This window comes from Ilyobacter sp. (genome assembly GCF_041583315.1).
GTDB lineage: Bacteria > Fusobacteriota > Fusobacteriia > Fusobacteriales > Fusobacteriaceae > Ilyobacter.
On sequence record NZ_JBFHGC010000546.1, the window covers coordinates 1 to 1,915 of the forward strand.

At 34.7% G+C, this 1,915-nt stretch carries 3 protein-coding genes and 1 pseudogene; 2 read left to right on the forward strand and 2 right to left on the reverse strand.

Going from position 1 to position 1,915, the window contains the following annotated elements; translation table 11 throughout:
- Together ABZA26_RS14020 and ABZA26_RS14025 are read left to right on the forward strand one after the other, a co-directional pair.
- A pseudogene (locus ABZA26_RS14020) lies at window positions 1-315 on the forward strand (hypothetical protein); the annotation flags it as partial.
- Window positions 316-336: 21 nt separating this feature from the next.
- On the forward strand, window positions 337-642 hold the full coding sequence (locus tag ABZA26_RS14025; RefSeq protein ID WP_372715114.1) for a hypothetical protein: 306 nt from the start codon (window positions 337-339) through the stop codon (window positions 640-642).
- Window positions 643-743: 101 nt separating this feature from the next.
- Here the strand turns inward: ABZA26_RS14025 and ABZA26_RS14030 are convergent, their stop codons facing one another.
- Window positions 744-1,115, reverse strand: coding sequence for a KTSC domain-containing protein (locus ABZA26_RS14030; protein WP_372715115.1), 372 nt, complete (start codon window positions 1,113-1,115; stop codon window positions 744-746).
- 71 nt (window positions 1,116-1,186) lie between these two features.
- A complete protein-coding gene (locus ABZA26_RS14035; protein WP_372715116.1) occupies window positions 1,187-1,471 on the reverse strand; it encodes a hypothetical protein in 285 nt (94 codons plus the stop codon).
- Window positions 1,472-1,915: the final 444 nt, after the last annotated feature.

A 1,915-nucleotide genomic window follows, 5' to 3' on the forward strand; every position in this document is an offset into this window, starting at 1 on the left:
ACAAAATTATTTCCAAATGACACTGCACCTATGATACTCACTGCAGGATTCGGTAACGAAGGATTTGTAGATATAAATACAGATGATGACAGAGACAGCAAAATAGGTCCGTTTATAGCTGGTGCTGTATATGTGCACCCTCAGATGAGTCTTGTCCTTGACTACACTACAGGTATCACTACATTTGGTACTAGTCTGGTTCCTTTCCCGGATTACCCTGTGAGTATCGGTCTGGCTCTTACAGACCTGTTCAAAGAAGCTGATGAAGACAGTATAGGCTTCTTAGGTTCACTTGCTATCGGATTCACATTCTAATTTTTATTCAGGAGGTTTTTTATGAAATTTATAACTAAAAAGAAACTTTTTCTCATATTAGCAGGAATTTTTCTTATACTAAACACTGCTATTTCTTTTGCTGAAGACGGAGACAGCGAAGGTTCTTCTGAAGGTTCCGGATCAGGTACAGAGTCTAGCCAGGGAGGTGGTGGCAATATTTCCACATCTTTCTCTGCTGCCTTTGGTATGAGTTCAGGAGGTACAGGTACTGCCGGTTCATTAGCATCTGGAATGACAAGTGCAAGTTCTTCTGCTAACAACCAGGTAACAGGTCCATTTACTCCTTACAGCTACCAGTCAAAATAATAGTTAAAAAAATAAGGGAGCCTGTCTTTAATAGACGACAGGCTCCTTTTCTATTTTTTTCTCTCATGTAAAAAACATCAATTTGCTTTATTTTTAAAAAATCATCTTATTTTTAAAGGGATTTTATCAATCTTCTCAACATTGTATTTATTTTCATTTTTAATAAACTTTGTATAATAGCTTCCTGGTGATTCGGCAAATCTTATTTTTACATATTCACTAAAGGGAACATTAGAATACCTGTAAATATCTCCCCTATGGAGTTCTACTGTGAGTATTTTCTTGGATAAAACATATTCCACTGAATAAATTAATCTGGAATTCAGATTTTTGATTTTCATTTCAAAGCCAACTCCTGTTTTTTCAGAATCATGATGTGCATATGCACTATTTTTATGAAGTATACACCCTGTAGGGTCATATGTCAAAAAATTATACATCCCAAAGCAAGGTGCCGGGCTTATTTTCTTCATAAAAAAAATACCTGTATAACAAGAAAACTTAACAAAGCCTCTGTTTTACAGGTATTTTATTACATGTTTATTCAGCTGACATTAAAATTCTTTTTTAGTTTTTCTATCATATAGATAGCCTTGTCTGCATCTTTTTCATCCATTATAAAGAGCTTCCCAAGCTGACTTTTCAGCTCACTGTGATCCATACAGGGATTTGAACAACCAGATATCAAAAGCCATATATCAGCATTTAAGGAGTCTTGTTCAGATATGAAAATATCCTTATTAAAATAATCCTTGATCTTCTCGAAGGCAATATCTGAATCATACTCTATATGCCTGCACCCTGTACACTTCATGACCCCTATCCTCATAAAAACCCACCCCCTAATTTAATACTGATAATATCAAAATCTTTAAAAACTCACCATCAATGGACACGAATAAAAAATATAAAAACCAAAATATTGCTCACAGAGGACACTGAGTTGGCAAAGATTGAGTTTCACAGAGTAAAAATTTTTGTAAAACTACCAGACTACAAGGAAAACCTTAAACACTTACCACGAATAAGCACGAATATTAAAGTCTTAAAATATAACACGAATAGAAATCTCTAAAAAATATATAAGACCAAAAAAAGATTTCTCAGTGTAACTCAAGCCCCTCCTCTGTGAAACTCTGTGGCCAAAATATTTTTTCTAAGTTCTATCTTCTATTCGTGTATATTCATAACGAAATCTTTCGATCCTCAAGTTTTAATCCCAAAAATAATTTCTCCGAGAAACTCAATCCCTCCCTCTGCGTAACTCTGTGGC

Bases quoted from the DNA above. Each gene is read 5' to 3' on its own strand.
- ABZA26_RS14025 (WP_372715114.1), top strand. From the start codon at position 337: ATGAAATTTATAACTAAAAAGAAACTTTTTCTCATATTAGCAGGAATT.
- ABZA26_RS14030 (WP_372715115.1), bottom strand. From the start codon at position 1,115: ATGAAGAAAATAAGCCCGGCACCTTGCTTTGGGATGTATAATTTTTTG.
- ABZA26_RS14035 (WP_372715116.1), bottom strand. From the start codon at position 1,471: ATGAGGATAGGGGTCATGAAGTGTACAGGGTGCAGGCATATAGAGTAT.